Consider the following 25,530-nt stretch of genomic DNA (forward strand, 5'->3'; position numbering starts at 1 on the left):
GCGCCGCCGCCCGATCTGCGCTCCGGGGATATGCCGTCAGAACCAATCGCCGCTGAATCCGGCGAAAGATGGGCCAAACGACGATATTCGGCGCGCCAAAGGCCTTGTTTCGGATTAAGGCCCGGTCAACCTTAACAATCCTCGTGGTTAACATCGGGTTATGGCGCTGGCGCCGGGCGGCGAATCAATACGGTGCGCCGGAATCGGCGGCGGCGTTTCCCGCACGCGGCGGCGGCACCTTCCGCCTCCTTGCCGAGGCCTGCGGCACCGATCTGAGGCAGACGCTCGACCTTCCTCATCTTCCGGCCGCAAGAAACCGGAAGCGACTCGTAAGTCGGCAAAAGCAAACAGCCCGCCTCGGTGACGAGGCGGGCCGCGATGACTGCTGATGATCTCGGGCTTGATCAGGCGCTGGCGCCTGCCTCGGCCTCCGGCGTGCCCCGGCGGCGCTCGCTCATGAACTCGTCGAACTCGGCCTTGTCCTTGGCCATGCGCAGCCGGCCGAGGAAGTCCTGGAATTCGCGCTGCTCATCCTCAAGGCGACGCAGCGTCTCCTCGCGATACTCGTCGAAGGCGCGGTTGCCACTGGAAGGGCCGCGCCCCCAGCCGCCGCCGAAGCCGGAACGGCCCCAGCCCTGCCCGCCACCCATGCGGTCGCGCAGGCGCTCCATTTTGTCCTGCAGGCGGCTCATCCGGTGCTCGTAGCGCGCCTGTCCGCAACCATATCCCATGCGTCCACTCCCAAACAGAAAGACCAGGGTCGCCAGACCCAGCGGCCACCAGACGATGAAGCCGAGCACAGCGAATGCGAGCCAGGCTCCCTTTCCGTATTCATCAAGCTTGGCGACGATCGGCATCGATCCCTCTCGAAACTGAATGGCAGCGACGGATGCCGCTGCCGGCCAACCTCCCCGATCGGCGAGCGCCGATCGTGTGAATGTAAATCACATTCACATATCTGACCGCAGCTGCCAAGCCTTTCAAGGCGAGGGACACAAATTTTTGCGCAGGCACCTTCCCGGCCCGCCATCAACTCGGTTTGCCGGACAAGCCGCGTCGGCGGCGCCGATAAGGGAGCCATGCCGGAACCTTTTTGAAGAAGACCCCGGAATGGCTCCCGGATCTGCGCTTCGCTACGTTCGGGACGTCGATGATCTGAAGATGTGCGGGCGAGCTTCAGCCGGCCTTGTCAGGCGGCAGGCCGAGCCCTTTGAGATAGATCAGCATGCCCGCCTCGAGCAGGTCGGAAGCCGACATCGGCAGCGGGCGCCGGCCGCCATCGGCGCGTCCGAACAGGGCCGCGACCCCGTGCGACATCGCCCAGATATGCAGCGCCATCATCAGCGCCGGCGGCCGCTTGCCCGGCGGCAAGGCCGAGATCAGCGTCTCGGCCGCCTGCCGCAATTGCTGGAAGGCGCGCTCCGCCGCATTGCGCAGTTCCGGGCTGGCGTCGAGCGGCACGCCGGCCTCGAACATCGCCGAATAGAAAGCCGGCTGATCGTGGGCGAAGGCGAGATAGGCCCGGCCGAGCCGGTGGAAGGCCGTCTCGACATCGGGCCTGCCCTCGTCCCAGGCTTTCGCCAAGGCGTCCTCGAAGGCGGCGAAGCCGCGCGCCGCGACATCCGCCAGCAACTCGTCGCGGTCGCGATAATGCCGATAGGGCGCAGCCGGGCTGACACCGGCCATCCGGGCGGCTTCGGCGAAGGTGAAGCCGTTCGGCCCCTTCTCGCCGATCAGGCCGAGCGCGGCGCGCACCAGCGCCTCCTTGAGATTGCCGTGATGGTAGCCGCGCGGCTGCTCGGGCTCGTTGCGTTTCCAGCTCATGTTAGCGGCCCTAACATGGTGACCGGCGAGCGTCGATGCCAACCCGTGCCGGCCCGGTCAGACGATCTCCAGCCCGAGCCTCTGCCGCAGCACGTCGGGGATGCGTCGCGCCTTGCCGCCGCCGACGCAGGCGACCTTGACCTGCGCGGTGATCAGCACCTCCTCGCCGCGCAGGATGCGCTGATCGAGCTCCATGGTGGCGCCGCGCGCCAGGGTCGGCACCGTCTCGACCGTCAAGAGGTCGTCCATCACCGCCGGTCGGACGAAATCGATCGTCATGCGCCGTACCGCGAAGCCGAGCGCCGCATCCCCGTCGAACAATTCGCGCTGCTCGATCCCGAGCGCACGGATCAGCTCGGTACGGCCGCGCTCCATGAAGCGCAGATAGGAGGCGTGATAGACGACGCCGGAGAAGTCCGTGTCCTCGTAATAGACGCGGACGGAGATCCGGTGGCCGGCGGGCTTGTGGTCGGCGGACTTATGGTCGGCGGGCCTGGGCTGCAAATCGGTCATCGCGAGCTGGCTTGGTCCTTTGCTGGGTGACGTGCCCACCGTGCCGAGCAGTTTCCGGATCATCCTGTCAAGTGCATGCCGGTGCGGAACCCGACCGGGACCCCGGGGTTATCCTCGCAGGACACGAGGAGACTTGCCGATGTCGAAGCTGCGAGATGCAGCCCAGCAGGCCAGGGCCCGCAAGGCGCTCGATCAGAAGCGCAAGGCCGAAACCGGGCCGACACCTCCCGACAGCCGCAACGCCGGCGAAGGCATGCAGCCGATCGAGAATGCTCGGGAGGCGCCTTCCGGCGCGCTTGAGCATGCCGGCCAACTGCCGGCCATGCAGCGCGCGAAATTCGCGCGCCGTTAGGCCCGGTCAGGCATCCTCGTCGTCGCCGAACAGGCCGAACTGCGCCGTCTCGCGGTTGGGTTCGGCCATGCCGAGATGCCGGAAGGCATGCGCGGTCAGAAGGCGCCCGCGCGGCGTGCGCTGCAGGAAGCCCTGCTGAAGCAGGAAGGGCTCGATGATCTCCTCGATCGCGTCGCGCGGCTCGGAGAGCGCCGCAGCGATGGTCTCGATGCCGACCGGCCCGCCGCCGAAATTCACCGCGACCATGGTCAGATAGCGCCGGTCCATCAGGTCGAGACCGATGCCGTCGACCTCGAGCAGGCCGAGCGCCTTGTCGGCGACCTTGCGGGTGACGATGGCGTCGCCATCGACGATGGCGAAGTCGCGCACGCGTCTCAGCAGGCGCCCTGCAATGCGCGGCGTCCCGCGGGACCGGCGCGCGATTTCGTTGGCGCCGTCATCCGACATCGGCACGCCGAGCACCCGCGCGCCCCGCGCGACGATGCCCTGCAATTCCTCGACCGTGTAGAACTGCAGACGCACCGGAATGCCGAAGCGGTCGCGCAGCGGCGTCGTCAGCAACCCCGCCCGCGTCGTCGCGCCGACCAAAGTGAACTTCGGCAGGTCGATCTTGACCGAGCGCGCGGCCGGCCCCTCGCCGATGATCAGGTCGAGCTGGTAGTCCTCCATCGCCGGATAGAGGATTTCCTCGACCGCCGGGTTGAGCCGGTGGATCTCGTCGATGAAGAGCACGTCGCGCTCTTCGAGATTGGTCAATTGCGCCGCAAGGTCGCCGGCCTTGGCGATCACCGGCCCCGAGGTCGAGCGGAAATTCACCCCGAGCTCGCGCGCCACGATCTGCGCCAATGTCGTCTTGCCGAGGCCGGGCGGCCCGACGAACAGGACATGGTCGAGTGCGTCGCCGCGCGCCCGCGCCGCATTGATGAAGACCTGGAGGTTCGCCCGCGCCGCCGCCTGGCCGGTGAAATCGGCGAGCGAAAGCGGCCGCAGCGAGTTCTCGCTGTCGTCCTCGCGGCGCTCGGGCGTCACCAATCGGCGCGGCTCGCTCACAGCGCGATCTCCAGTTCGAGCGCGTCGCGCACGGGAATGTCCTGATAGCCGGTCTTGATGATCGTCGGGATCACCGAGCGATAGGCGTCGATCGCCTCGACATAGAGCCCCGAGAAGCGAAAGCCGAGCTTCTGGTAGAAGGCCAGGCCCGGCATGTTGTCATTGGTCAGCATGGCCCGCAGCCTGACGGCGCCGCGCGCATTCGCCGCGGTCTTGACCGCCTCGAGCAGTCGCTCCGCCGCGCCCTCGCCAGGCTTCAGCGCATGCAGCGCGCAGAGCACGGCCGTGTCGCCATCGGGTGACCAGCTCGCCAGCGCCAAAGGTTCGCCGGCGGCAGAGAACAGGCCGAGCAGCGGGATCTCGGCGCAATCATAGGTCTTCAGGCCGATCATCATGCGATGCGAGCCCCAATGCCGCATCATCAGCGCGAGGAAGGCGCTCTTGTCCTCGACCTCGCGGACCAGTTCCGGCGCGTGGCTCATTTCGCCAGCTCCTTCAGGCCGAGGCGGATCAGTTGGGCCGTCCCGGCTCCCTCTCCTGCGGCGCGGGACGCAGCTGCGACCGCCGCCACCGCCTGCGCCTGAGGATAGCCGAGATTGACCAGGGCCGAGACCGCATCGGCGACTGGCTGCGGCAGACGCTTGTCGTCGAGCGCACCAGCGAGCTCGGCGACGCCGGCATCGATATGGCCGAAGGACGGCGCCTTGTCCTTGAGCTCGGCGCAGATCCGCTGCGCCAGCTTCGGCCCGACGCCGGGCGCGCGCGCCACCGCCGCCTTGTCGCCGGTCGCGATCGCCGTCGCCAGCGCCCCGGGCTCCAGCGTCGAGAGGATCGCGAGCGCGACCTTGGCGCCGACGCCCTGGACCGTCTGCATCAGCCGGAACCAGTCGCGCTCGGTATCCGACAGGAAGCCGTAGAGCCGGATCGCATCCTCGCGGACATGGGTCTCGATCGACAGGGCCGCAGCCTCGCCCGTCTTGGGCAGGCGCTGCAGGGTCCGCGACGAGCACTGCACGACATAGCCGACGCCCTGAACGTCGACGATGACGAAGTCCTCCCCATACGAATCGATGAGGCCCTTTAGCTTTCCGATCATGCCAACCTGTTAGCATGATCGCCCCTTTCGGCCAGCGCGGATCATTCGCGGCGATCATGCGTTCTCCGCTGGAAATGGGGGGCGCCGCGTGCTGACGAGAAAGAGAGACCTGCGGACCGGCCGCTCGGTCTGGCAGGAGAAGCGGGCGCCGTCCGTGCCGGGCTGGAAACTTCTGGCTGATGCGCGTGCCGATGTCGTCGTCATCGGCGCCGGTATTTCGGGCGCCATGGTCGCCGACGCGCTCAGCGAGGTCGGGCTGGACGTGCTGATCGTCGACCGGCGCGGCCCCGTGCGCGGCTCGACCGTCGCCAGCACCGCCCTCCTCCAATACGAGATCGACCAGCCCCTGACCAAGCTCTCGCGCCAGATCGGCGAGGAAGCGGCGATCCGGGCCTGGCGGCGCTCTCGGTTGGCCCTGGACGGGCTTTACGCCCGCATCCGAGCTTTGTCGCTGGCACCGATGCGGCGGCGCGACTCCCTCTATCTCGCCGGCGATCTGCTCGATGCCGAGGCCCTGTCGCACGAGGGCGAGGCCCGCCGCCGCGCCGGGTTCGAGACCGCTTTCCTCGGCACAACCGCGGTCGAGGAGCGTTTCGGCATCGCACACCGGGCCGCCCTGCTCGGCTATGACAATGTTGAGGTCGATCCGCGCGCACTCGCCGCTGGTTTCCTGCGTACCGCGATCGGCCGCGGTGCGCGGCTCGCCAGCCCGGTCGAGATCGTCGACATCGACGCGAGGCCGCGCTCGGTCGTTCTGCGGACCAAGGCCAGCACGCATATAAGCTGCCGCCATGTCGTATTCTGCACCGGCTACGAGATCCCGCTCGGGCTGGAGCCGAAGGGACATCAGGCGATCTCGACCTGGGCGATCGCCACCCCCGCGCAGCCGCGCCGCCTCTGGCCGGAGCGCTGTTTCGTCTGGGAGGCGTCCGAGCCCTATCTCTATCTGCGCACCACGCCCGATGGCCGGGTGATCTGCGGCGGCGAGGACGAGGATTTCGTCGACGAAGAGGCGCGCGACCGGCTGATCGCAGCCAAGACCAAAACCTTGCAGAGGAAGCTCGCCGGGCTCTTCCCGGAACTCGACATACGGGCCGATTTTGCCTGGGCCGGCACCTTCGGCGCCTCGGCCACGGGGCTACCGACGATCGGCGAGCTGCCCGGGCTGAAGAATTGCTGGGCGGTCATGGGCTTCGGCGGCAACGGCATCACCTATAGCCGCATCGGCGCCGAGATCGTCCGGGCCGGGCTCACCGGCAAGGGCGATCCGGACGCCGAACTCTACGCCTACCGGACCTGATACTTCGCCAGCATCGCCCGGGCGCCACGATGCTGGGCATGGCAGATCGCCACGGCCAGAGCGTCGGCAGCGTCGGCGCTCTTCGTCTCGGCCTTGGGCAGCAGCACACGGATCATCGCCTGGACCTGCTTCTTGTCAGCATGGCCGACGCCCACCACCGTCTTCTTGACCAGATTCGCCGCATATTCGGCGACCTCGAGCCCCGCCAGCGCCGGCACCACCAAAGCGACTCCGCGCGCCTGGCCGAGCTTCAGCGCCGATTGCGGGTCGCGGTTGACGAAAGTCTCCTCGACCGCGACCTCCCCCGGCGCATGCGCCGCGATCACGCCGGCGATGCCGTCATGCAACTGCCGCAGCCGCTCGGCCAGCGTGGCCTTCTGCTCGCTTTCGACCACGCCGCAGGCGATGAAGGCGAGCTTGGTCCCCTCGCTGAGGATGACGCCCCAGCCGGTCTTGCGCAGACCGGGGTCGATGCCGAGGATACGAATCGCGTTCATCACGGCAGCTTAGAGCACGTTCCGGGCAGCTTGCCTTCTCCGTCGGGGCGAAGCCTCACGCCATCATGCGGCTGGCCTTCACGAACGCCCATCGTCCGATCGATGCTTGACGGTCATCGCCGTCATCACGGCAACAGGGGTTGATCGCATGGCCGCTTGGGGCGAGTTGAGAGTTCAGTCACCCTGCCCGAGGCCATGCTCGAACTCATCGCCCCCTTCTTCCCCGGCCTCACCGCCTCGGGCATCGCCACGCTGCTCTTCGCCACCTTTCTCGGCGGGCTGGTGCGCGGCTTTACTGGCTTCGGCTTCGCCATGGTCTTCATGCCGCTCGCCTCGGTCGTGCTCGGCCCGGTCGCGGCGCTCGGCCTGATCTGGGTGATCGACGTGCCCTTCGCCCTGCCGCTGGCGGCGCGCTCAGCCAAAAGAGCCGAATGGCGCGAGGTCGTTCCGCTGCTGATCGCCGCGACGCTGACCCTGCCGATCGGCCTCACCCTGCTGGTCTGGCTCGACCAGACGACGATGCGCTGGCTGCTCTCCTCGCTCGTGCTCGCCACGGTGGCACTGCTCGCCTCCGGCTGGCGCTATCACGGCCAGCCGGGCATCCCGCTTTCGCTCGGCGTCGGCGCCCTGTCCGGGCTCTGCAACGGGCTCGCCAGCATTGGCGGCATGCCGCTCGCCGTCTTCTGGCTCGGTGCTCAGCGCAACGACCGCCACAAGACGCGTGCCAACATGCAGACCTATTTCGGCCTAGGCACCATCGTCAGCGGCACCATCCTCTGGATCAAGGGCATTCTCGGCGTCGCGGCCCTGATGATGGCGCTGCCGCTCTTCCTGATCTATGGCGCCGGCCTCTGGATCGGCACGCACGCCTTCAGGCTCGCCTCCGAGCAGACCTTCCGGCGCATCGCCTATATGACGATTTTCCTCAGCGCGATCGCCGGCCTGCCGCTCTGGGATGCGCTGCTCGGGCGCTGATGCGCCATAGTCGTCAGGCTCGACCTTGTGGCGAGCACCCAGGCCTTGGCCACCGCCCTTCCCAAAGGAAGACGCGGATGGTCGGGACGGGCCCGACCATCGCGCTGCGCCTGTCCGGCCTCAGCCGCTGAGCTTGGCCATCACCTCGTCGGCGATCTCGAAATTGGCGAAGACGTTCTGGACGTCGTCGTCATTGTCGAGCGCTTCCATCAAGCGGATCATCGACGCCGCCTTGTCCTCGTCAAGCGGTGCGGTCGTGGTCGGCCGCCAGACCGGCTTGGCAGAGGCCGGCGCACCAAGCGACGTCTCCAGCGCCTTGCTGACATCGTTCAGCGCATCGAAGGCGCACAGGATGGTGTGGCCGTTCTCGTCGCTGAGCACATCGTCGGCGCCGGCCTCGATCGCCGCCTCCATCACCTTGTCGGCATCCCCGGCTTCGGCGGGATAGCTGATCTCGCCGACCCGGTTGAACATGAACGAGACCGAATTGCTCTCGCCCATCGCCCCGCCGGATTTAGTGAAGTAGGAGCGCACCGCCGAGGCCGTGCGGTTGCGGTTGTCGGTCAGCGCCTCGACGATGACAGCCGCACCGCCCGGGCCGTAGCCCTCGTAGCGGACCTCGTCATAGTTCTCGCCCTCGCCGCCGATCGCCTTCTTGATCGCGCGCTCGATATTGTCCTTCGGCATGTTCTCCGCGCGCGCGGCCAGCACGGCCATGCGCAGGCGCGGATTCATGTTCGGGTCGGGCATGCCCATCTTGGCGGCAACGGTGATTTCACGGGCCAGCTTCGAGAACAGCTTGGAACGCACCGCGTCCTGCTTGCCCTTGCGGTGCATGATGTTCTTGAACTGGGAATGCCCGGCCATGGCTTGGTCGCCTCCGCTCTGATCGCTGTGCCTGCCCGCGGGCGCGCGCAGGCGCGCGTTATAGTCAGTGGCGTCGGCCGGAAGCAAGCGCACAGGGCGCCGGGTTCGGGATAACGCAACGGCGGCTCGCGCTTAAGCCTTTGTTTTCGAACTCTTCGCAAAGTCGCCAGGAGCACCTGTCTCCATGTCCCAGGCGATCAGAAGTTGCGCATGAGCGACGCCATCATCGAACACGACGCCCGCTTGCGCACCTTTCGCATCGACGCCCATGACCTCGCCTTGCTGAAGCGGCAGCGCGACTTCGCCCAGACTCGCCTTCCCGGCCTGCTGGAGGAACTTCACGCCAGCTTCGAGGCCTGGCCCGAGATCCTGCGGGCCATGCAGGAACCGGAGGTCCACGCGCTGCGCCTCGCGCACTGGATCAGGCTGGTCTCGGGCGAGATCGACGACGGCTTCCTGAAATCGGCGCATGCGCTGGCCAGCGCCTTCCATGCTCATGGCGTGCCCGTCCACGGCGTCGCCATCTGTCATGCCATCGTCGGCAATGCGATCGGCGCCGAGCTCGGCCTGTTGCGCGTCGGCCTGGGACAGTTGCGCTTCTGGCAGCGTCGCGAGCTCAACCGGCGCATAGCCCTACGCGCCGCCTTGCAGAAGGCCGTGCAGCTCGACCTCGAACTGCTGCTCGAGACCTATACCCTCGTCCAGAAGCAGAGCCGCGAGCGCAGCCAGGCCGAAATCGCGGCCTTCGAGGTCACGGTTCGCGACGTCGTCGCCTCGGTCGGCGGCAGCGCCCGGGTGATCGAGACATTGGCGCGCACCATGAGCGACACCGTCCAGGAAACCAGCTTCCAGGCGCTGGCGGCAGCCAGCGCCTCCGACGCGGCGTCCGAGAATGTCCGCAATGTCGCCAATGCGACGGAGGAACTGTCGATCTCGCTGAGCCACATCTCCGCCGAGATCGCCGGCGCCACGACCAAGACCCACGACGCCAGCGCCGCGGCGCGGACCACCGAGGTCATCGTCAAGAGTCTGGCGCAATCCGCCGAAACCATCGGCTCGGTCGTCGACCTGATCAGGACCCTCGCCAGCCAGACCTCGATGCTGGCGCTCAATGCGACGATCGAGGCAGCCCGTGCCGGCGAGGCCGGACGCGGTTTCGCCGTCGTCGCCCAGGAGGTCAAGCAGCTCTCCGAGCGCACCGGCAAGGCGACCGACGAGATCGCCGCACAGGTCCCGACCATGCAGGCTCGCAGCCGCGAGGCGATTCTCGCCATCGAGAGCATCACCGGCTTCGTCTCGGGCATGGACCAGACGACGCTGAACATCGCGGGCACGATCGAGCAGCAGCGCGCCGCGACCGAGGAGATCGCGCGTAGCGTCAACTTCGCCGCACAGGGCACCCAGGAGGTCGCCCAGACCATCGGCTCGGTCAACGAGGCGGCCCAGATCGCCGGCGCGAGCGTCGGAGACGTGCTCGGCGTGGCGCAATCCCTTTCCCACCACGCCGGGCTGCTTGCCGAAGCCTTCGAGAACCTGTCCCATCGCAATCGCGCGGCCTGAACGGCATCGGCCGTCGCGGCGCTGTCACGGCCCCGTCAAGCCGAACGGCTAGGTTCGACCGGATCGAGGCAGGCCATGGAGAGACGGTGATGAGCGACGATCCCCATTATGAATCGACCTTCGGCGCAAGCCTGCTCGAGCATGAGGACGCCGCCCCGCAGAACCCCACCGACAATCCGACGATGGGTGAGCTGATCGGCCAGCGCTTCTCGCGGCGCGGCCTGCTCAAGGGCGCGCTCGCCGTCTCGGCGATCTCCGCAACGGTCGCTACCGCCGCCCTCGCGACCGCCGAACGCGCCGAAGCGCGCGGCGCCGAGGGTTCGGCCTTCGCCTTCAAGGAGGTCGAAGCCGGTGTCGATGCCGACCATCATGTCGCCGAAGGCTATGACGCCGATGTCCTGCTGCGCTGGGGCGACCCGCTCTTCCCAGACGCGCCGGCCTTCGATCCGGCCGGGCAGACGCCGGAGGCCCAGGCCAGGCAGTTCGGCTACAACAACGACTTCGTCGGCTATCTGCCCCTGCCGGGCGCCGCCGACCCGTCCGGCCATGGCGTGCTCTTCGTCAATCACGAATACACCAACCCGCATCTGATGTTCCCGGGCGTCGTCGAGATCAAGGACGGCAAGCCGGTGATGAAGAACGCGACCAGGGAGCGCTACGCCATCGAGGCGATGGCCCATGGCGCGACCCTCGCCGAGATCCGCCGCACCGACGGCAAATGGGCGCTGGTCAAGGATTCAAAGCTGAACCGCCGCCTCACCGCCGCCACCGAGATGCAGCTGTCCGGCCCCGTCGCCGGGACCGAGCGCGTCCGGACCAAGGCCGATGCCAGCGGCCGCAAGGTCTTCGGCACGCTGAACAACTGCTCGGGCGCGATGACGCCCTGGGGCACCTTCGTTTCCGGCGAGGAGAATTTCCACGGCTATTTCTCCGGCAAGCTGCCGGAAGGCCACCGCGAGGAGGCCAATTACAAGCGTCTCGCCATCCCCTCTTCGCCCTATGCCTGGGGCCGTTTCGAGGAGCGCTTCGACCTCGCCAGCGAGCCCAACGAGGCCAACCGCTTCGGCTGGGTGATCGAGGTCGACCCCTTCGATCCGAATTCGGTACCGAAGAAGCGCACCGCGCTCGGCCGCTTCAAGCATGAGGGCGCCGACAACATCGTCGCGAAGGATGGCCGCGTCGTCGTCTATCTCGGCGACGATGAGCGCTTCGACTATGTCTACAAATTCGTCACGGCCGGCCGCTTCGATCCGAATAATCGCGCCGCCAACATGGACCTGCTCGATTCCGGCACGCTCCATGTCGCGAAGTTCGCGGCGGACGGCACGGTCCAATGGCTGCCGCTCGCCTACGGAGAGGGGCCGCTCACCGCCGCCAACGGCTTCTCTGGCCAGGCCGATGTGCTGATCGAAGCCCGCCGCGCCGGCGATCTGCTCGGCGCCACCAAGATGGACCGTCCGGAAGACATCACCCCCAACGGCGTCAATGGCCGCGTCTATGTGATGCTGACCAACAATACGCGCCGCAAGGACGACCAGGTCGACGCCGCCAATCCGCGCGCCAGGAACGCTTTCGGCCACATCATCGAGATCATCGAGGATGACGGCGATTTCACCGCGACCAGGGGCAAGTGGGAGATCCTGTTGACCTGTGGCGATCCGTCGGTCGCCGCGGTCGGGGCGAGCTTCTCGACCGAGACTAGCAAGAATGGCTGGTTCGGCATGCCCGACAATGCCGTGGTCGATTCCGCCGGGCGCCTCTGGGTCGCGACCGACGGCAACGGACCCAAGGAGACCGGCCGCACCGACGGGCTCTGGGCGGTCGACACCGAAGGCGCGGCGCGCCGGACCTCGAAGCTGTTCTACCGCGTGCCGCACGGCGCCGAGCTCTGCGGCCCCTGCTTCACGCCCGACGACACCACCGCCTTCGTCGCGGTCCAGCACCCCGGCGACGACGGCCCGGACTGGCCGGAATTCGGCCGCCGCTCCTATTATGAGGACCTCTCGACCCGCTGGCCCGACTTCAGGCCCGACATGCCGGTGCGCCCTTCAGTGGTGGCGATCACCCGCAAGGGCGGCGGCAAGATCGGCGTGTGAACGCGGCATGGTCGGGCTTGACCCGACCATCTCTTGAAAACGGAGACGCCCGGCATTTCCGGGCGATTTACTGGTAGGCTGCCATGGGGCTCAGCCGTCATGCTCGCCCTTGTGGCGAGCATCCACGTCTTGAACACCACGCTCGATCAGTGACGCGAAGGCGTGGATGGTCGGGACAAGCCCGACCATGACCGATGCGCTAGACGCCGTGATCAGGCCGCCTTCTTGGCGCCGAAGGTCGGGTCGAGCTCGCCCTTGGCGTAGCGCTTGGCCATGTCGGCCAGGGTGATGACGCGCTTGATCTTCGAAGCCTGGCCGGCGGTGTTGAACTCTTCCAGGCGCTGCTTGCAAAGCTTGGTCATCGCCTCCATGGCCGGCTTGAGATATTTGCGCGGATCGAACTCGCCGGGGTTCTCGGACAGGATCTTGCGGATCTGGCCGGTCATCGCCATCCGGTTGTCGGTGTCGATGTTGATCTTGCGCACGCCGTGCTTGATGCCGCGCTGGATCTCCTCGACCGGCACGCCCCAGGTCTGGGGCATCTTGCCGCCATACTGGTTGATGATGTCCTGCAGGTCCTGCGGCACCGAGGACGAGCCATGCATCACGAGGTGCATGTTCGGCAGCTTCTTGTGGATCTCCTCGATGACGTGCATCGCGAGGATCGCGCCGTCGGGCTTGCGCGTGAACTTGTAGGCGCCATGCGAGGTGCCCATGGCGATGGCGAGCGCATCGACCTTGGTCTCGGCGACGAACTTCACCGCCTCGTCCGGGTTGGTCAGGAGCTGGTCGTGGCTGAGCTTGCCCTCGAAGCCGTGGCCGTCCTCCTTCTCACCCTCGCCGGATTCGAGCGAGCCGAGCACGCCGAGCTCACCCTCGACCGAGATGCCGCCGAGATGGGCCATGTCGGTGACGGTCTTGGTGACGCCGACATTGTAATCCCAGTCGCCCGGGGTCTTGCCGTCGGCCTTGAGCGAGCCGTCCATCATCACCGAGGTGAAGCCGGCCTGGATCGCGGTCATGCAGGTCGCCGGCTCGTTGCCGTGGTCGAGATGCACGCAGACCGGGATATGCGGATAGATCTCGGTGACGGCGTCCATCATGTGCTTGAGCATGATGTCGTTGGCGTAGGAACGGGCGCCGCGCGAGGCCTGGATGATCACTGGCGCATCTGTGGCGTCGGCAGCCGCCATGATCGCCAGCGCCTGCTCCATGTTGTTGATGTTGAAGGCGGGCACGCCGTAGTCGTTCTCGGCGGCATGGTCGAGCAATTGGCGAAGCGTAATACGGGCCACAGCGGTCCTCCGGGTGGATTCTGACTTATCTGAAGGGGTTTAGAATCGAACTGTGGCGGACGCAAAGCGAAAGGCACCGACAGCGTGAACGCGGTCAGCGACCGCGCGCTTCGAGTGCCGCGACGCGCTCCTCGATAGCCGCGACCTGCTCGGCGAAGTCGCCGGTCAGGGCTTTGGCCATGACGAGGAGGCCAGCCGTGTCGCGCCGCTGCTTGCGGACGAGTTCATCGAGCCCTTCGAAGCGCGCTTCAACACGCGTGAAGCGCTCGTTCACGTCGGTTCGGAACGAGGCAATGTCCGCCTGAATCTTCTTCAGTATCTCGAACATTGAAGTCTGAACATTCTCGCTCATCGCAACGCGGCTCCAGCGAAATCGTCGTGACATCGCATCCAAGAGGCGAAAAGCCTCACGCCCCGCGTCTAGCGGATCAGCCCATCCCTGACCTTCGCGCACTCCAAAAAGAGAACATAGCATGAACACGACGTCGCGCAACCACAGGCTGCGGCCGCCGGTCAGCCCTGCCGCAGCGCCTCGACGCCGGGGAGTGCCTTGCCTTCCATCCATTCGAGGAAGGCGCCGCCCGCGGTCGAGACATAGGTCAGCTCGTCGGCGACACCGGCATGGTTCATCGCCGCGACGGTGTCGCCGCCGCCTGCGACCGCGACCAGCCGGTTGGTCCGGGCGCGTTCCGCCACCGCCTTGGCGACCGTCACCGTCGCGGTGTCGAAGGGCGGCAACTCGAAGGCGCCGAACGGGCCGTTCCAGACCACGGTCTTGACCTTGTCGAGCTTGAGCACGACCTCGGCGACGCTGAGCGGCCCGGCATCGAGGATCATCTCGTCATCGGCGACCTCGCCGATCGAGACGACACGGTGGCCGGGATTGGCCTTGAACTCGCGCGCCACCAGCGCATCGACCGGCAACAGAATCTCGCAGCCGGCCGCCTTGGCCTTCGCCTCGATCTCCCGGGCAGTGCCGACGAGATCATGCTCGCAGAGCGACTTGCCGACATTGACGCCGCGCGCCGCCAGGAAGGTGTTGGCCATGCCGCCACCGATGACGAGCACATCGACCTTCCTGACGAGATTGCCGAGCAGTTCGAGCTTGGTCGAGACCTTGGCGCCGCCGACGATCGCCATCACCGGCCGCGCCGGGCTGTCGAGGCCGGCCGAGAGCGCCTCGAGCTCGGCCTGCATGGTGCGGCCGGCATAGGCCGGCAGCACATGCGCCAGCCCCTCGGTCGAGGCGTGCGCCCGGTGCGCCGCGGAGAAGGCGTCGTTGACATAGATGTCGCCATTGGCGGCGAGCGCCTTGACGAAATCCGGGTCGTTCTTTTCGTCGCCGGCATGGAAGCGGGTGTTCTCGAGCAGCAGCACCTCGCCGTTCTTCGCCGCTGCGACCGCCTTGGCGACATCCTCGCCGATGCAATCTGCGACGAAGATCACCGGCTGGCCGAGCGCATGGGCGAGTGCCGGAACGACCTGCCGCAGGCTGTTCTTGTCGTCGCGGCCCTTGGGCCGGCCGAAATGCGCCAGCAGGACGACCTTGCCGCCCTTTTCCGAGATCTCGCGAATGGTCGGCAGCACCCGCTCGATCCTTGTCGCGTCGGTGACCTTGCCGTCTTCCATCGGCACGTTGAGGTCGACGCGGACAAGAACGCGCTTTCCGGCGAGGTCGGCGTCGTCGAGGGTACGGAAAGCGGGCATCGCGATCTCTTCTGATGGTCGGGGCGTGGGCAGCGTCAGCGCGGCAGGCTCGGCGGCAGGATACCGGGCAAGCCGTTCTTCAGCACGATCACGGTGAGGATCACCGTCAGGATCGCGGTCACGATGCCGGTCAGGAGCAGCGCGCCGAAACGCGGCGTCGCGTTGACGCGCTGGCGGAGCGCGGAAAGCTCCTCGCGCAGCCCGGCGAAGTCCATGGTCCCGGCGGCGAGATCGACCTTCTGGGCGCTGCGCTCGAGCGAGGCTTCGGCGCGCGTCAGCACAGCCTCGTAGCGGGCGAACTTCTCTTCGATCCGGGCCGCCTTCTCCTCGATGCGCGAGAGCTGGTCGAGCTTGCGCGGATCGCCGGCGGCGACCGGCTCGGCGACCTTGATCTCGGCGGCGCGGGCCGCAGCGGCCTCGGCCATGGTCGGGGCGGGCGGAATGATCGCCTCGGGAGCGGGCGACGGGTTCGCGACGGTAGGCTCGATCTTGTTCATGCGCTCTGGCTTTCCCGTTCGTGAAAGAGGAATGGCCGCGCAGGGCGCGGCCATTCATGGACCCGGTCGGGTCAGATCAGCTTCGCCATGGCGACGGCGGTGTCGCTCATCCGGTTCGAGAAACCCCACTCATTGTCGTACCAGGTCAGGATGCGGACGAGCTTCTCGTCCATCACCTTGGTCTGGTCGAGCGCGAAGGTCGACGAGGCCGGATCATGGTTGAAGTCGATCGAGACGTTGGGCTGGTCGGTGACGGCGAGGATGCCCTTCAGCGGCCCGCGCTTGCTGGCCTTGATGATGGCGTCGTTGATCTTCTCGACCGTGGTCTTGCGCTTCGACATGAACTTGAAATCGACGACCGAGACGTTCGGCGTCGGCACGCGGATCGAGGTGCCGTCGAGGCGACCCTTCAGCTCGGGGATGACGAGGCCGATCGCCTTGGCGGCGCCGGTCGAGGTCGGGATCATCGACATCGCCGCGGCGCGGCCGCGATAGAGATCCTTGTGCATGGTGTCGAGCGTCGGCTGGTCGCCGGTATAGGCATGGATCGTGGTCATGAAGCCCTTGTCGATGCCGACGGCGTCATGCAGCACCTTGACCACCGGCGCGAGGCAGTTGGTCGTGCAGGAGGCGTTCGAGACGACGATATGGTCCTTGGTCAGCTCGCCATGGTTGACGCCGTAGACCACGGTGAGGTCGGCGCCGTCGCAGGGGGCCGAGACCAGCACCCGCTTGGCGCCGGCGGCGAGATGGGCGCTCGCCTTCTCGCGCGTCGTGAAGATGCCGGTGCATTCCAGCGCGATATCGACGCCGAGCGCCTTGTGCGGGAGATCCTTGGGATCGCGCACGGCGGTGACCTTGATCGGCCCGCGGCCGACATCGATCGTGTCGCCGGAGACGGTCACGGTGCCGGGGAAGCGGCCATGCACCGAATCGAAGCGGAAGAGATGCGCATTGGTCTCGACCGGGCCGAGATCGTTGATCGCCACGACCTCGATATCCTTGCGCTTCGACTCGATGATCGCGCGCAGAACATTGCGCCCGATGCGGCCGAAGCCGTTGATCGCCACCTTGACCGTCATCTCAATCCTCTCCTTCGCCTTCAGGCGGCGCAGCCAGCGCCATTAGTGCGGGCAAATCGGCCAAACCATGGCGGATGCATGGCTTGGCCGCAGAAACTCAGGCGTTATGGCGCTTGATCGCGGCTTCCGCCACTGCTTCCGGCGTAATGCCGAAATGCGCATAGACCTGCTTGTAGGGGCCGCTGGCGCCGAAGGAGGACATGCCGACGAAGCCGCCATCGGCGCCGACCACGGCGTCCCAGCCGAAGCGGACCGCCGCCTCGACCGCGATCTTGACCGGCGCCTCGCCGATGATCGCCGCCTTCACCGTCTCGTCCTGCTCCAGCAGGAGCTCGAGCGAGGGTACCGAGACGACACGGGCGCGCACGCCCTTCTCGGCCAGGAGCTTGCGCGCCGCGACCGCGATCTCGACCTCGGAGCCCGAGGCGAAGAGCGAGACCTGCGCCTTGCCGCCCTCGGCGGCGAGCAGCTCATAGCCACCCTTCGCCGCGCGGTTGGTCGCCGTGCCGTCCTGGCGCAGCGGCGCGAGATTCTGGCGCGAGAGGGCGAGCACGGTCGGCCCGTCGGTGCGCTCGAGCGCGATCTGCCAGGCTTCGGCGGTCTCGATCGCGTCGGCCGGACGCAGCACGCGCATGTTCGGCATGGCGCGCAGCGAGGCGAGGTGCTCGACCGGCTGATGGGTCGGCCCGTCCTCGCCGAGGCCGATCGAATCATGGGTCATCACATAGACGACCGGCAGCCCCATCAGCGCGGCGAGGCGCATCGCCGGGCGGGCATAGTCGGCGAAGACCAGGAAGGTGCCGCCGGCGGTGCGGAAGCCGCCATGCAGGGTGATGCCGTTCATCGCCGCCGCCATTGCGTGCTCGCGGATGCCGTAGCGGATATAGCGGCCCTTCGGGGTCTTCGGGGTGAAGTCCTCGAGGCCCTTGGCCTTGGTGTTGTTCGACGGCGTCAGGTCGGCCGAGCCGGAAACCAGTTCCGGCATCACCGGCACGATCGCATCGAGCGCCAGCTCCGAGGCCTTGCGGGTCGCGACCGCCTGCGGATTGGCAGCGAGTGCCTTCTTGTGGGCGATGACCGCCTTGCCGAGCTTGGCCGGCGGGGTCAGGCCGAGACGGCGCTCGAACTCGCCGCGCTTGCGCTCGGAGAGGCCGGCGAGCAGCCCCTGCCATTCCTTGTGCGAAGCGGCGCCGGCGGCGCCGAGATCGCGCCAGGCCTTGAGCACGTCGGCGGCGACCACGAACGGGCCGCCGGTGATGCCGAGCGCCTTCTTGGCGGCGGCGAGTTCCTCGGCACCGAGCGGCTCGCCATGGGCCTTGGAGGTGCCGGCCTTCTTCGGCGCGCCGAAGCCGATCACCGTCTTGCAGGCGATCATGGTCGGCTTGTTCGACTTCTGGGCGCGGCGGATCGCCGCCTCGATCGCATCGGGATCATGGCCGTCGACGCGCTCGGACTTCCAGCCGCAGGCCTTGAAGCGGGCGACCTGGTCGACCGAATCGGAAATCGAGAGCGGCCCGTCGATCGAGATGCCGTTATCGTCCCAGAGCACGATCAGCTTGTTGAGCTTGTGGTGGCCGGCGAGCGCGATCGCCTCCTGGCTGATGCCCTCCATCAGGTCGCCGTCGGAAGCCAGCACATAGGTCTTGTGGTCGACCAGCTTCTTGCCGAACTCGGCGGCGAGCATGCGCTCGGCCATCGCCATGCCGACCGCGGTGGCGAGCCCCTGGCCGAGCGGGCCGGTGGTGGTCTCGACGCCCTTGGTCATGAAGTTCTCGGGATGCCCCGGGGTCTTCGATTCGAGCTGGCGGAACTTCTTGAGGTCGTCGAGCCCGAGGCCGCCCGTGCCGGTCAGATAGAGCAGCGCGTAGATCAGCATCGAGCCATGGCCGGCCGAGAGCACGAAGCGGTCGCGGTCGGGCCAGGACGGCGCGGCCGCGTCGTACTTCATGATGCGCGAGAACAGCACCGCGGCGATGTCGGCGGCTCCCATCGGCAGGCCCGGATGGCCGGACTTGGCCTGCTCGACACCATCCATGGAGAGCGAGCGAATGGCGTTGGCGAGCCGCTCGTGTTGGGCGCGGTCGATCGCGGGCATCGTCATTGGCTCACTCCGGGGGGCAGGACATCCGCTCGCGCGTGAAAACGGGCCGGCGAGCGGGAAACGGTTGCGGAAAAAGGCGCGCGTTCGATATGCCTTCGCCGCGAGCGGAGTCAATTCGAACCACCCAGACGATTTTTGCGCAATCCACCGCTTCCCGGACTGGCAGCGGCCCGCGCACGGCACGGAATTCCTGTGAATCGCCCGGCGCTTCATAGCCTTAGAGGCGTTTCCGGGCCAAGGCCGGCCTTTCGGGGTGCGGCGACATGCACTAGGCTCCCGAATCGGTTGAGCCGGCTTGCGCCGGCCTGAAAAGGAAGAAACGTGGCGTCTCCGGCACTGGATCACGCCTTGTCGCGCCTCGAAGGCGCGCTCGGCCAGCTCGAAGCGGCCGCCCGTCGGCGGCTCGAGGCCGAGCGCGGCCGTGCCAATCTCGAAACCGAGCTGACGCTGATGCAGGACGACCGCGCCCGCCTCGCCGTCGAGCTCGACGGCACCATGGCGAAGCTCGGCCATGTCCAGGGCGCTGCCGAAGAGGTCGACCGTCGGCTCGACAAGGCGATGACGGCCCTGCACGAGATGATCGCGCGCGCCGAAGCGCCGGACGACGCTGAAAGCTGAAGAAAGAGCAGAGATGCCGCAGGTGAACGTCACCATTGCCGGCAAGGCCTACCGGATGGCCTGCGGCGAGGGCGAGGAGCCCCATCTGGAGAATCTCGCCCGCCTCTATGACGGCAAGATCGAGGAGATGCGTCAGGCTTTCGGCGAGATCGGCGATATGCGCCTGCATGTCATGGCCGCGCTGATGGTCGCCGACGAGGTCAGCGAGTTGCAGAAAAAGGTCGCAAGGCTGGAGGACCATTTGGCTTCGCTGCAGGGCGACGCCGGCTCGGCCGACCAGCGCGCCGGCGAGATCGAGCAGCGCGCGGCCGATGCGCTCGAGGCGGCGGCCGAGCGCATCGAGGGCGTGGCGCGCAGCCTGCTTCCGACCGCGGCGGGCTGATCAAGCCATCATCGCGGCGGCGCCGCCGCCTTTGCAATTCCTCAATCATCCCGGACTGAGGCTCGGGAGCTGAACGAGTCGATGAAGGCGATGATGATGAGCGACAGGGTCCGGGTGGCAATTCTCCTCGGCGGCAAATCCGCCGAGCACGAGGTTTCGCTGATGTCCGCCGCCAATGTGGTGAAGGCGATCGACAAGGCGAAATACGACGTCGTGCCGATCCTGATCACCAAGGCCGGCCAGTGGCGCGAGCTCGCACTGGAGAACGGGGTCCTGCCCGATCCGATCCCGCAGGGCGGCCCCGAGCTCTGCCTGCTGCCCGGCGGTGGCGGGCGCCTGCTGCGCCTGCAGGATGGCGCCGCGCCGCAGGCCCTGCCCAAGATCGACGTGCTCTTCCCGGTGCTGCACGGTCTCGACGGCGAGGACGGCTCGGTCCAGGGACTGGCTGCGGTCGCCGGCGTCCCGCTCGCCGGCTGTGGCATCGTCGGCTCGGCCAATGCGCTCGACAAGGACATCGCCAAGCGGCTGCTGCGCGAGGCCGGACTCGGCGTCGCCCGCTCGCTCACCGCCCGGCCGGGCGAGATGCCGAGCTTCGAACAGGCCACCGAAGCGCTCGGCCTGCCGCTCTTCGTCAAGCCGGCCCGGCAGGGCTCCTCGGTCGGCGTCAGCAAGGCGACGAGCGCGGAGAGCTTCGCGGCCGCGCTCGCCGAGGCCTTCCGCCACGACCGCGTCGTCCTCGTCGAGGAGTTCATCGCAGGCCGCGAGATCGAGCTCAGCGTCCTCGAACAGGCCGATGGCGAGACCATCGTCTCGCTGCCGGGCGAGATCGCCGCCGCCGCGAGCCATGGCTTCTACACCTATGAGGCCAAATACATCGACGAAGACGGGGCCCGGGTCGAGGTGCCGGCCAATCTGCCGCAGGAGACGATCGCGAAGCTCCAGGCCCTGGCGAAGCGCGCCTTCCATGCGCTCGGCTGCGACGGCATGGCCCGCGTCGACTTCTTCCTGCGCCCGGACGGCAGCGCGCTGGTCAACGAGATCAACACCATCCCCGGCTTCACCGATATCAGCATGTTCCCGAAAGCGCTCGCCGCCAGCGGCATCGCCTATCCCGATCTGATCGATCGGGTGATCCGCCACGGGCTGGCGCGGGGGGCCTGAGGCACACACCCGGCAGCGCCCTCATCCTGAGGGGCGAGCACGAGGCGGCGTCTCGCAGGATGAGGGTTCGCGGTGGAGTGCCGCATAATTTCTCGGGCGATCACATGAACCCTCTGGCGCTTTGCCGGCATGCGCCTTACCTTGGCGGGGCGGGGCTGCCTGGTGCGTGAGAGTCATGTATTCCCGGGCCCATACGACTCCCTAGGGAGCTGTCCCTGACCGGGTCCCTGGACCCGGACACACGGCGCCCACCTACTTTGTAGGTGTCCCGGGATCGAAATCTCCACGGCCGAGGTGGCTCCGCACTGTCCATGACCGAAGCCGCCTCTCCCGCCCCCTCCCCCCGCAAGGCCAAGCTGCGTGCCGAGGCCCTGGCCCGGCGCGACGCGCTCGAGCTCGACGACCGGCTGATCTGGGACGAGGCCATCACCGAGCGGGTGCTGGCGCTGCCGGCTTTCCCGGAAGGCCCGGTCTCGGCCTATTGGCCGATGCGCTCGGAAGCCGATCCGCGCCCGATCCTCGAAGCGCTGCATGAACGCGGCCTGCCGCTCTGCCTGCCGGCGATCGTCGCCGGGCGCATGCATTTCCGGCGCTGGGCCCCCTGGGAGCCGATCGTCCCCGGCGGTTTCGGCACGCTGGTGCCGCAGCCTTCTGAGGCCGAGCTCCGGCCGGCCGTGCTGATCGTGCCGCTCGCCGCCTTCGACCGGCGCGGGTTCCGCATCGGCTACGGCAAGGGTTATTACGACCGTGCCATCACCGAGCTGCGCCCCCTCGCCACGGTCGGCATCGGCTATGCCGCGCAGGAAATCCCGGCCGTCCCCGACGAACCGCATGACCGCAGCCTCGACTGGATCGTCACCGAGAACGAAACCATACGCTGCGCCTAAGCGGCGCGACGGTTGATTTGCCGACGCAATCGCGGCAGTGAAAGCGACCGCTGCTGCCACAGAGACCCCGACAATGCGTCTACTCTTCCTCGGCGACATCGTCGGGCGCGCCGGCCGCCTGGCCGTGCTGGACCGCCTCCCCGGCCTGCGCCAGCGCTGGAATCTCGACTGCGTCGTCATCAATGGCGAGAACGCCGCCGGCGGCTTCGGCATCACCGAGGCGATCTGCGACGAGATCCTCGCCGCTGGGGCCGATGTCATCACCCTCGGCAACCATTCCTGGGACCAGCGCGAGGCGCTGGTCTTCATCGAGCGCCAGCCCCGGCTGATCCGCCCGGCCAATTACCCGCCGGGCACGCCCGGGCGCGGCGCCGCCGTGGTCGAGGCACGCAACGGGGCCCGCGTCCTCGTCGTCAACGTCATGGGCCGCCTGTTCATGGACCCGCTCGACGATCCCTTCGCCGCGGTCGAGCGCGAGCTGTCCGCCTGCCCGCTGCGTGACGTCGCCGATGCGATCGTCGTCGACTTCCACGCCGAGGCGACCAGCGAGAAGCTGGCCATGGGCTATTTCCTCGATGGCCGTGCCAGCCTCGTCGTCGGCACCCACACCCATGTCCCCACCTCCGACACCCGCATCCTGCCCGCCGGCACGGCCTATCAGTCCGATGCCGGCATGTGCGGCGACTATGATTCGATCCTCGGCATGCAGAAGGACGAGTCGATCCGCCGCTTCCTGCAGAAGACGCCGGGCTCCAGGCTCGAGGCCGCGCTCGGCCAGGGCACGCTCTCCGGCATCGCCGTCGAGACCGACGATGTCAGCGGCCTCGCCAAATTCGTCTCGGCGGTCAGGATCGGTCCCGAGCTCGCCGAGACCTGGCCGACCGCCTGGGATTCGTAAGGGCGCGCCGATGTCGCAGCTCTTCTCGGCCCTCGTCGCGGTCTTCGTCGGCTATGCGGCCTCGGTCGCGGTCGTGCTGGCGGCGGCGCAGGCGCTCGGCGCGACGCCCGGCCAGACCGTCTCCTGGCTCGCCGGTCTCGCCATCGCCAAGGGGCTCGCCAGCCTCATCCTGTCCTGGCGGCACCGCATGCCGATCATCTGCGCCTGGTCGACGCCGGGCGCCGCGCTGATCGCGGCTGCGAGCGGCGTCGACATGGCCTCGGCCGTCGGCGCCTTCCTTGCCGCCGCCGCGCTGATGATGGCGACCGCCGCCTTCCGCCCGCTCGGCGCGCTGGTCGAGCGCATTCCGATGAGCATCGCCGCCGCGATGCTGGCCGGCGTGATCTTCCGCTTCGTCGTCGCCGTCTTCGACGAGATGCGCCTGCAGCCGGCGCTGGTGCTGCCCCTGCTCGTCGTCTTCCTGCTGGCGCGGCTATGGAACCCGTTTCTCGGCGTCATCGCGGCCTTGGGCACCGGCCTCGCGCTCGCCTTCGCCACCGGCACCGCGACCTTGCCGGCCGGGCCGGTCGCGCTCACCCATATCGAGCTGATCGCCCCGCATCTCGACCTGACGGCGATCCTCGGCATCGGCATACCGCTCTATCTCGTCACCATGGCCGCGCAGAACCTGCCGGGCTTCGCCGTGCTGCGTGCCTCCGGCTATCATCCGCCGACCGCCTCCTGCCTGTTCGTCACCGGGCTGATGTCGTTCCTGACCGCGCCGACCGGCGCCCATATGGTCAACATGGCGGCGATCAGCGCCTCGATCTGTACCGGCGCCGATACCCATCCCGACCCGAAGGAGCGCTGGAAGGCCGGAATCTGGTACGCTTTCTTCTGGCTCGCCATCGCCGCCACCGCCGGCCTCTTGCTGGCGCTGATCCTCGCCATGCCGAAGGCGCTGATCGTCGCCGTCGCCGGACTCGGCCTCGTCGGCTCGCTCACCGGCGCGCTCGGCCAGGCGATGGGCAGCGACAAGGAGCGCTTCGCCGCAGTCGTCACCTTCGCCGTCGCCGCCTCGAGCCTGTCGCTTTTCGGCGTCGGCTCGGCCTTCTGGAGTCTCGTCGCCGGCCTCGCGGTCTTGACATTGGACCACGTCGCGGGCCGTTTGCGCAGCCGATCATGAGCACACAACCGCCCCGCACCCGCCTGATGCTGGTCACGCCCCCGGTCCTCGACCCCGGCGCGATCTCCTTTCGCCTGATGCAGGCCTTCGCCGGCGGCGATGTCGCGGCCGTGCTGCTGCGGCTCGCGCCCGGCGACGAGCGCAGCCTGACCGAGCGCGTCAAGGCGCTGGCCCCGCCGGTACAGGCGCAGAACGTCGCGCTCGTGGTCGAGGCCTCGGCCCAGGTCGCCAGCCGCGGCGGCGCCGACGGTGTCCATGTCACCGAGGGCGTCGAGGCGATCGCCGAAGCCCGCTCCAGCCTGCGCCAGGAGCGGATCATCGGCGTCGGCGGCTTGCGCTCGCGCCATGACGCCATGGATGCCGGCGAGGCCGGGGTCGACTATGTGATGTTCGGCGAGCCGCGTCCGGACGGCTCGTTGCCGCCGCTCCCCGCAGTGATCGAGCGCGCCTCCTGGTGGGCCGAGATCTTCGAGACGCCCTGCATCGCCTATGCGCCCGACGCCGGGTCGGTGCCCGCGCTGGTCGAGACCGGCGCCGAATTCCTGGCTCTGGGCGCGTGGCTCTTCGCCGAGGGTGTCGATATCCGGGCCGAGGTCGCCGCCGCCGATGCGGCGATCACCGCGCATGCCGCGCGCAAGGAGGCTCGATGAGGCTGCGCCTCGCTTTGCTGGCGCTGGCCATCACCCTGCCGGCCCGGGCGGCGGAGCCCGACCTCGCTTATGGTGCCTATCAGGCCGGTCACTATCGCCGTGCCCAGACCGAAGCGCTGAAGCGGCTCGAAACCAATCCGAACGACGCTGCTGCGATGACGCTGCTCGGCGAGATCTACCGCCAGGGCCTCGGCATCCGGCTTGACCCGGCCACCTCCGCCGACTGGTACCGGCTCGCCGCCGAAAGGGGCGACGTCAACGCCATCTTCGCCCTCGGCATGGCGACGCTTGAGGGCCAGGGCGTGCCGCGCGACCCCGCCAAGGCGGGCACCCTGCTGGAGAAGGCCGCCGCCGCCGGCCACCCGGCCGCGAACTACAATCTCGCTCTGGCCTTGCTCGCCACCGGCCAGCCGGCCGATGACAAGCGTGCGCTCGCCTCGCTCGGCATCGCCGCCAATGCCGGGATCGGCGACGCCATGCATGCGCTCGCCGTGCTCCACAAGATCGGCCGCGGCGTTCCCGCCGATGCGGAGAAGGCGGCGCAATGGATGGCCAAGGCCGCCGCCAGCGGCAATGTCGCCGGCGAGGTCGAATACGCGATCATGCTGTTCAATGGCGACGGCGTCGCCAAGGATGAGCGCGCCGCCTCGCGGCTGTTCATCCGCGCCGCCAACAAGGGCAACGCCATCGCCCAGAACCGGCTGGCCAAGCTCTACCAGTTCGGCCGCACCGTGCCGCCCGACCTCGCCGAGGCCGCGGCCTGGCATCTGGCGGCCCGCGGCCAGGGCCTCGCTGATGCGACCCTGGACGAGGTGCTGGAACGGCTCTCCCCGGAGCAACTCGCCCGCGTCGCCCGCCTCGCCGCCGACCGGATCGAGGCCACGGCCTTGACGACGCCGAGCCAACCGAGCAAGTGACGGCGGAATTCGCGCCACCCGACCGGCGCCAACTGCCCGC

Annotated in this window: 28 protein-coding genes and 1 other RNA gene; 15 read left to right on the forward strand and 14 right to left on the reverse strand. The window is 68.0% G+C overall.

Annotated features, from left to right (window positions below):
* Positions 1-68 precede the first annotated feature (68 nt).
* Entirely contained in the window at positions 69-389 is a 321-nt protein-coding gene (locus tag J0J10_RS18985; protein WP_291648227.1) for a hypothetical protein, read from the forward strand.
* A 15-nt stretch (positions 390-404) separates the two neighbouring features.
* On the opposite strand, the gene J0J10_RS18990 is transcribed toward J0J10_RS18985, so the two are convergent.
* The 3 genes from J0J10_RS18990 to ybgC form a co-directional block, all read right to left on the reverse strand.
* On the reverse strand, positions 405-857 hold the full coding sequence (locus J0J10_RS18990; RefSeq protein WP_291648229.1) for a DUF2852 domain-containing protein: 453 nt from the start codon (positions 855-857) through the stop codon (positions 405-407).
* A gap of 319 nt (positions 858-1,176) precedes the next feature.
* Positions 1,177-1,824 (reverse strand): TetR/AcrR family transcriptional regulator, encoded by a 648-nt coding sequence (locus J0J10_RS18995; RefSeq protein WP_291648232.1) that lies wholly within the window; start codon positions 1,822-1,824, stop codon positions 1,177-1,179.
* Positions 1,825-1,881: 57 nt separating this feature from the next.
* On the reverse strand, positions 1,882-2,337 hold the full coding sequence (ybgC, locus tag J0J10_RS19000) for a tol-pal system-associated acyl-CoA thioesterase (RefSeq protein WP_291648234.1): 456 nt from the start codon (positions 2,335-2,337) through the stop codon (positions 1,882-1,884).
* A gap of 139 nt (positions 2,338-2,476) precedes the next feature.
* Between ybgC and J0J10_RS19005 the strand changes: the two genes are divergently transcribed.
* The gene (locus tag J0J10_RS19005) at positions 2,477-2,689 is read left to right on the forward strand and encodes a hypothetical protein (RefSeq protein WP_291648236.1); all 213 of its coding nucleotides are present in this window, start codon (positions 2,477-2,479) and stop codon (positions 2,687-2,689) included.
* A gap of 6 nt (positions 2,690-2,695) precedes the next feature.
* Here the strand turns inward: J0J10_RS19005 and ruvB are convergent, their stop codons facing one another.
* Genes ruvB through ruvA form a run of 3 tightly spaced genes read right to left on the reverse strand, consistent with a single transcriptional unit; the run spans position 2,696 to position 4,835 of the window.
* Positions 2,696-3,739: a Holliday junction branch migration DNA helicase RuvB gene (ruvB, locus tag J0J10_RS19010; RefSeq protein ID WP_291641434.1), complete on the reverse strand. Its 1,044-nt coding sequence runs from the start codon at positions 3,737-3,739 to the stop codon at positions 2,696-2,698.
* Positions 3,736-4,221, reverse strand: a complete 486-nt coding sequence (locus J0J10_RS19015; protein ID WP_291648238.1) for a GNAT family N-acetyltransferase — start codon at positions 4,219-4,221, stop codon at positions 3,736-3,738. Before J0J10_RS19015 ends, ruvB begins: the two co-directional genes overlap by 4 nt.
* Complete coding sequence (gene ruvA / locus J0J10_RS19020; RefSeq protein WP_291648239.1) at positions 4,218-4,835, reverse strand: Holliday junction branch migration protein RuvA; 618 nt, start codon at positions 4,833-4,835, stop codon at positions 4,218-4,220. Before ruvA ends, J0J10_RS19015 begins: the two co-directional genes overlap by 4 nt.
* A gap of 88 nt (positions 4,836-4,923) precedes the next feature.
* Between ruvA and J0J10_RS19025 the strand changes: the two genes are divergently transcribed.
* Positions 4,924-6,135 (forward strand): NAD(P)/FAD-dependent oxidoreductase, encoded by a 1,212-nt coding sequence (locus J0J10_RS19025; RefSeq protein ID WP_366825803.1) that lies wholly within the window; start codon positions 4,924-4,926, stop codon positions 6,133-6,135.
* Here J0J10_RS19025 and ruvC read toward each other — a convergent pair.
* On the reverse strand, positions 6,123-6,632 hold the full coding sequence (ruvC, locus tag J0J10_RS19030) for a crossover junction endodeoxyribonuclease RuvC (RefSeq protein ID WP_291641427.1): 510 nt from the start codon (positions 6,630-6,632) through the stop codon (positions 6,123-6,125). The two genes, J0J10_RS19025 and ruvC, sit on opposite strands and share 13 nt — an antisense overlap.
* Positions 6,633-6,827: 195 nt before the next feature.
* Here ruvC and J0J10_RS19035 point away from each other — a divergent pair, with 195 nt between their 5' ends.
* Complete coding sequence (locus tag J0J10_RS19035; protein ID WP_291648241.1) at positions 6,828-7,607, forward strand: sulfite exporter TauE/SafE family protein; 780 nt, start codon at positions 6,828-6,830, stop codon at positions 7,605-7,607.
* Between the two features lie 120 nt (positions 7,608-7,727).
* Here the strand turns inward: J0J10_RS19035 and J0J10_RS19040 are convergent, their stop codons facing one another.
* Positions 7,728-8,474, reverse strand: a complete 747-nt coding sequence (locus J0J10_RS19040; protein ID WP_291648244.1) for a YebC/PmpR family DNA-binding transcriptional regulator — start codon at positions 8,472-8,474, stop codon at positions 7,728-7,730.
* A gap of 210 nt (positions 8,475-8,684) precedes the next feature.
* Here J0J10_RS19040 and J0J10_RS19045 point away from each other — a divergent pair, with 210 nt between their 5' ends.
* Both J0J10_RS19045 and J0J10_RS19050 read left to right on the forward strand, forming a co-directional pair.
* A complete protein-coding gene (locus J0J10_RS19045) occupies positions 8,685-10,034 on the forward strand; it encodes a globin-coupled sensor protein (RefSeq protein WP_291648246.1) in 1,350 nt (449 codons plus the stop codon).
* A gap of 89 nt (positions 10,035-10,123) precedes the next feature.
* The gene (locus J0J10_RS19050; RefSeq protein WP_291648248.1) at positions 10,124-12,130 is read left to right on the forward strand and encodes a PhoX family protein; all 2,007 of its coding nucleotides are present in this window, start codon (positions 10,124-10,126) and stop codon (positions 12,128-12,130) included.
* Between the two features lie 212 nt (positions 12,131-12,342).
* On the opposite strand, the gene fba is transcribed toward J0J10_RS19050, so the two are convergent.
* From fba to tkt, 6 genes are all read right to left on the reverse strand, one after another.
* Positions 12,343-13,425, reverse strand: a complete 1,083-nt coding sequence (gene fba, locus J0J10_RS19055; protein WP_066476075.1) for a class II fructose-bisphosphate aldolase — start codon at positions 13,423-13,425, stop codon at positions 12,343-12,345.
* A 94-nt stretch (positions 13,426-13,519) separates the two neighbouring features.
* Positions 13,520-13,777, reverse strand: coding sequence for a hypothetical protein (locus J0J10_RS19060; RefSeq protein ID WP_291648252.1), 258 nt, complete (start codon positions 13,775-13,777; stop codon positions 13,520-13,522).
* 161 nt (positions 13,778-13,938) lie between these two features.
* A complete protein-coding gene (locus J0J10_RS19065; RefSeq protein WP_291648254.1) occupies positions 13,939-15,132 on the reverse strand; it encodes a phosphoglycerate kinase in 1,194 nt (397 codons plus the stop codon).
* Between the two features lie 35 nt (positions 15,133-15,167).
* Positions 15,168-15,629 (reverse strand): hypothetical protein, encoded by a 462-nt coding sequence (locus tag J0J10_RS19070; RefSeq protein WP_291648256.1) that lies wholly within the window; start codon positions 15,627-15,629, stop codon positions 15,168-15,170.
* Between the two features lie 71 nt (positions 15,630-15,700).
* Positions 15,701-16,711 (reverse strand): type I glyceraldehyde-3-phosphate dehydrogenase, encoded by a 1,011-nt coding sequence (gene gap / locus J0J10_RS19075; RefSeq protein ID WP_291641405.1) that lies wholly within the window; start codon positions 16,709-16,711, stop codon positions 15,701-15,703.
* Between the two features lie 97 nt (positions 16,712-16,808).
* Positions 16,809-18,806, reverse strand: coding sequence for a transketolase (gene tkt / locus J0J10_RS19080; RefSeq protein WP_291648379.1), 1,998 nt, complete (start codon positions 18,804-18,806; stop codon positions 16,809-16,811).
* 327 nt (positions 18,807-19,133) lie between these two features.
* On the opposite strand from tkt, the gene J0J10_RS19085 reads away from it, so the two are divergent.
* The 9 genes from J0J10_RS19085 (at position 19,134) to J0J10_RS19125 (ending at position 25,490) form a co-directional block, all read left to right on the forward strand.
* On the forward strand, positions 19,134-19,430 hold the full coding sequence (locus J0J10_RS19085; RefSeq protein ID WP_291648258.1) for a DUF4164 domain-containing protein: 297 nt from the start codon (positions 19,134-19,136) through the stop codon (positions 19,428-19,430).
* Positions 19,431-19,443: 13 nt separating this feature from the next.
* Complete coding sequence (locus tag J0J10_RS19090) at positions 19,444-19,812, forward strand: cell division protein ZapA (protein WP_291641403.1); 369 nt, start codon at positions 19,444-19,446, stop codon at positions 19,810-19,812.
* Between the two features lie 96 nt (positions 19,813-19,908).
* Positions 19,909-20,973 carry a D-alanine--D-alanine ligase family protein gene (locus tag J0J10_RS19095; protein ID WP_291648260.1) on the forward strand — a complete coding sequence of 355 codons (1,065 nt, stop codon included), beginning with the start codon at positions 19,909-19,911 and terminating at the stop codon, positions 20,971-20,973.
* Between the two features lie 149 nt (positions 20,974-21,122).
* Positions 21,123-21,278: non-coding RNA, 6S RNA (gene ssrS / locus J0J10_RS19100), on the forward strand.
* 6 nt (positions 21,279-21,284) lie between these two features.
* Positions 21,285-21,860: a 5-formyltetrahydrofolate cyclo-ligase gene (locus tag J0J10_RS19105; protein ID WP_291648262.1), complete on the forward strand. Its 576-nt coding sequence runs from the start codon at positions 21,285-21,287 to the stop codon at positions 21,858-21,860.
* A gap of 73 nt (positions 21,861-21,933) precedes the next feature.
* On the forward strand, positions 21,934-22,758 hold the full coding sequence (locus J0J10_RS19110; RefSeq protein WP_291648264.1) for a TIGR00282 family metallophosphoesterase: 825 nt from the start codon (positions 21,934-21,936) through the stop codon (positions 22,756-22,758).
* 10 nt (positions 22,759-22,768) lie between these two features.
* The gene (locus J0J10_RS19115) at positions 22,769-23,923 is read left to right on the forward strand and encodes a benzoate/H(+) symporter BenE family transporter (RefSeq protein ID WP_291648267.1); all 1,155 of its coding nucleotides are present in this window, start codon (positions 22,769-22,771) and stop codon (positions 23,921-23,923) included.
* On the forward strand, positions 23,920-24,573 hold the full coding sequence (locus J0J10_RS19120; RefSeq protein WP_291648269.1) for a thiamine phosphate synthase: 654 nt from the start codon (positions 23,920-23,922) through the stop codon (positions 24,571-24,573). Before J0J10_RS19115 ends, J0J10_RS19120 begins: the two co-directional genes overlap by 4 nt.
* Positions 24,570-25,490 (forward strand): tetratricopeptide repeat protein, encoded by a 921-nt coding sequence (locus tag J0J10_RS19125; RefSeq protein ID WP_291648270.1) that lies wholly within the window; start codon positions 24,570-24,572, stop codon positions 25,488-25,490. The genes J0J10_RS19120 and J0J10_RS19125 overlap by 4 nt, the downstream gene beginning before the upstream one ends.
* Positions 25,491-25,530: the final 40 nt, after the last annotated feature.

Origin of the sequence: Allobosea sp. (assembly GCF_017308075.1) — a bacterium.
Lineage (GTDB): Bacteria > Pseudomonadota > Alphaproteobacteria > Rhizobiales > Beijerinckiaceae > Allobosea.